Raw genomic sequence first — 4,128 nt, 5'->3', positions numbered from 1 at the left:
CCGGTGAGCTCACCGCGGCCCGGGCGGCCCGGCTGAAGTGGTGGACCACCGAACTGCAGGTCCGTACCGCCGACCGCTGCCTGCAGCTGCATGGCGGCTACGGCTATATGCGCGAGTACCCGGTGTCGCGCGCATTCGTCGACGCCCGCATCCAAACTATCTACGGCGGAACCACCGAGATCATGAAGACGATCATCGCCAAGGATCTCGGCATCTAGAAGGGCGGCGGGTCGTTGCGGGCGGCGATTCGTCTTCGGGCCGCCTCGGCGGCGATGCGGTGCTCGTTGATTCGTCGCTCGGCGGCGATGCGGGCGGTGCGCTCGGCGGCACGGGTCTTTCGGCGGGCTGGCATCATCAGGCCCCGGTTGTCTGTGGGGGCTGAGATGGTGGTCGGCAACCTCAATTCGCCGGTCGGGATGGCTAACGCGGGAAAGAACAGCGCCCCACCGGGTTTGGTGGTGTAGGTGTGCCCGGTCGGGGACGTCCAGACCACGGTGCCATCGGGAAGTTGTCGGTCGTTCCAGCCGCCGATGCCGGTGTAGAAGGTTTTGAGCAGGTGGTGATAGCGGCAGAGCAGTTTGCAATTCGACGGATGGGTGGGCCCCAGCGGGAAGGGGACAGTGTGGTCGATATCGCAGACTTGCGCCGGTTCATCGCAGCCGGGAAATCGACAGGTCACATCCCGCAGCCGCACGAATTCGGCCAACGCCGCCGAAGGCCGATAACCCAGTTCCGGATCGGTCGAGGGCATCACCAGCGGCTTGAGCTTGGCGGTCGCGGCAACCTCACGCACGGCGCTTGCTGATAGCGGCCCGAATCCGGGCAGATAGCCAGGCGTTTGAGACTCACCGGTGATGGTTGCCTGGTCAGCCAAGACGTGGATCAGCACATTCGAGGCCGAGGGTCGCCCGGCTGCTGGGCAGTCCGGCGACCCGCATTGGCAATGCATCACCGACAGCCCGGCGACCAACGCGCCCACGGCGTCGGCGCGACGTTGCTTCTTGGTGCGCGGATCTGCGGCACACACCGTGTCGGCAAGCGCGTCGAGCTTGTGGTCGAACGCCGCACCGTCCGTGGCGTGCAGCTGCGCCCACACCCCGGCCAAACCGGCATCGGTGGCTGCGATGTCGACATAGCGATCTTCGCTGCGCTCTCGTGTCACTCGTTGGCCCGCTGGGTCGAACCGCAATACCCACAAGTCGATGCGTTCGAAAAGCTTGGGCTCCGACAGGCGCATCCACTTGGGCGCATGCCGGGCGATCGCGGCATCCAGCTTGGCGATCGACTCTGCATCCTCGACCAACTCGGTGCGCGACACCACCGCAGCCATCAAACGAAAATCAATCAGCCCTTGGGCAAAGACGTCAGCGGTCCGCGGCAGCCGCTCGCGCAACGCGATCGCATACCGCAACCGCCCGCGGGCCCGGCCCCGGCTGATGCCCAACGCCGCGGCGACCTCGGCGACCACGTTCTCGTGGCCATCGATGGCCCAGTTCTCGCGATCGACATCGTCTTCGGGTGCGCGGCGCGCATACAACTCGCCGATCGCGGCCAGCTCCCGCCCACACATCGCATTCTGTTCGCGCGCGGCAGCCGTGATGGCATCCACCACCCCGGCATCATCCACGCGATCGAACATACATTCGATAATAGGCGGCACTACCGACAAGAGTGCTCGGCTGACCAATCGGTTGTGGATAACTCCGCATGGCACGCGACAGACGCACATTATTTGTCCATTGGTCACTATGCGGCGGACTAGGTCTGCGAATCTTGATCCGTCGAAAGGGCCGCCATGACCGAACACTTGCGTGCTTACAACAGTTTGTGGCAGGTCCGCGGCGACTCGTGGTGCCGGCTGGAGGAAACCGCCGATCGGCTGACACGCCCGGACACCGCGGGAGCGCTGAAAGAAAAATGCGTGAACACGTGCCAGGAATTGTTGGCACGGCTGAGCACATTAGAACCCTATTGGGCCTTCCCCGGCTCACCCCAATTCGCCCGCGTGCAACGAATTTTCGCCGCCGGCAGCTACGACAAGTTCGCGCAAGCAGTTGCCCGAATCAACCGGGCGCTCACCACCGAGTCCTACCGCTCAGGAGACGTGGACAACGCCGGCGCCGACGAGCTGGACATGTTCCCGTCCGATCCGCGCCAGCTCGAGCACCAGCCGGCAACGGAGCGCGACCGCCCGTATTTCGAAGTGCTCGTCGTCGAGAAGATGACCGAAGCCCAGGAACGAGCGCTGCGCAACGAGGTACGCAAATGGCGACGCCCGGACGACGAGTTCGTCTACGAACTCGTGGTGGTGGCCAGCGGGGACGAGGCTCTGATCGCGGCGCGGCTTAACGTCAACCTGCAGGCGGTGGTGGTCCGGCGACGCTTTTCCCATCAATCGACTCGCGACCTCTCCACCCTGTCGCAGTTCGTCGACACCGGCGTATCGCACGACCTGGCCGATCACCTTTCGCCCGAAGAACGCGCGCAGATCCTGGCTACATCGATTGCGAAGTTGCGGCCCGAACTAGACCTGTACCTGATGACCGAAATCGAGGTGGAGGACATCGCCGGGCGCCTGGGGCATTACTTCCGCCGGGTGTTTCACGCTCGGGAAGGCATGCTCGAGCTTCACCTTTCGATTCTGCAGGGCGTGGCAGCGCGCTACCGCACCCCGTTTTTCAGCGCGCTCAAGCAGTACAGTCACCGACCCACGGGTGTCTTTCACGCGCTGCCGATTTCGCAGGGCAAGTCGATCGTCAACTCGCACTGGATCAAAGACATGGTCGGCTTCTACGGCCTGGAAGTATTCATGGCCGAGACCTCGGCGACGTGCGGCGGCCTTGACTCATTGTTGGAGCCCACCGGTCCGCTGCGTGAATCTCAACAGCTCGCCGCGGAAACCTACGGGTCGCGCCACACTTACTTTGTCACCAACGGAACATCGACGGCCAACAAAATCGTCACCCAGGCGTTAGTGGCACCCGGCGACATCGTGCTGCTGGACCGCAACTGCCACCAGTCACACCACTACGGAATGATGCTGGCGGGCGCGAATGTCGTTTATTTGGAAGCCTATCCGCTAAACGACTACTCGATGTACGGCGCAGTGCCGCTGCGCGAGATCAAGTCAAAGTTGTTGGCGCTCAAACGCGCAGGCAAGCTCGACCGCGTCAAGATGATGTCGCTGACGAACTGCACCTTCGACGGGATCGTCTATGACGTGCAGCGGGTGATGGAGGAGTGCCTGGCCATCAAACCCGATCTGGTGTTCTTGTGGGACGAGGCATGGTTCGCCTTCGCCCGCTTCCACCCCGTTTATCGGACCCGTACCGCGATGGCGTCGGCCAAGGCGCTGCGCGAGCGGCTGCAGGACCCCGAGTACAAGAGTCGCTACGAGAAGTACCTGGCTGACCAGGCTGCCGACAAGCCCAGCGACGATGACTTGCTGGACCGTCGACTGATGGCCGACCCGGCGACTGCGCGGGTGCGGGTCTATGCCAGTCAATCGACCCACAAGACGCTGACCGCGTTGCGGCAGGGATCGATGATTCATGTCTTTGATCAGGACTTCGACCAAAAGGTGGCCGTGCCGTTCCACGAGGCCTACATGGCGCACACCTCGACCTCGCCCAACTACCAGATCCTGGCGTCGCTTGACCTGGGTCGTCGTCAGGTGGCCCTGGAGGGCGCCGAGTTGGTGCAGCGGCAGATCGAGAACGCGATGCAGCTGCGCGACGCGATCGACAACCATCCCTTGCTCAGCAAGTACATGAATTGCCTTGGCACGTCGCATCTCATCCCGGACCAGTACCGCCCAACGGCGATTGACCAACCGCTGCGCTCGGGTTTGCGCAACATGATGGCGGCCTGGCACGACGACGAGTTCGTGCTCGACCCGTCGCGAATCACATTGTCCATCGGGCGTACCGGCTATGACGGCGACACGTTCAAACGCGAACAGCTGATGGACCGCTACGGCATCCAGATCAACAAGACCTCGCGCAACAGTGTGTTGTTCATGACGAACATCGGCACCACGCGTAGCTCGGTCGCGTTCCTGGTCGAGGTTTTGGTCAGCATCGCCACCGAGCTCGATCAGTCGATCTCCGAGATGAGCCTGGGTGAACG

3 protein-coding genes are annotated in these 4,128 nt (G+C 63.1%); 2 read left to right on the top strand and 1 reads right to left on the bottom strand.

The genetic code is table 11. The features are described from left to right. Positions 1–218, top strand: a 218-nt coding sequence (locus WB785_RS15205; protein WP_424080155.1) for an acyl-CoA dehydrogenase family protein, incomplete at its 5' end; no start/stop codon positions are given. On the opposite strand, the gene WB785_RS15200 is transcribed toward WB785_RS15205, so the two are convergent. Continuing rightward, entirely contained in the window at positions 215–1,639 is a 1,425-nt protein-coding gene (locus WB785_RS15200; protein WP_424080154.1) for an HNH endonuclease signature motif containing protein, read from the bottom strand. The genes WB785_RS15205 and WB785_RS15200 overlap by 4 nt on opposite strands. 156 nt (positions 1,640–1,795) lie before the next feature. On the opposite strand from WB785_RS15200, the gene WB785_RS15195 reads away from it, so the two are divergent. Beyond that, positions 1,796–4,128, top strand: a 2,333-nt coding sequence (locus tag WB785_RS15195; RefSeq protein ID WP_424080153.1) for an ornithine decarboxylase, incomplete at its 3' end; no start/stop codon positions are given.

Source organism: Mycobacterium sp. (assembly GCF_049585075.1).
In the GTDB taxonomy this organism is placed as follows: Bacteria; Actinomycetota; Actinomycetes; order Mycobacteriales; family Mycobacteriaceae; genus Mycobacterium.
This window is presented reverse-complemented; position numbering and strand designations above follow the sequence as displayed.

Coding starts and splice junctions, on each gene's coding strand:
- WB785_RS15200 (WP_424080154.1), bottom strand. CDS start 1,639: ATGTTCGATCGCGTGGATGATGCCGGGGTGGTGGATGCCATCACGGCT.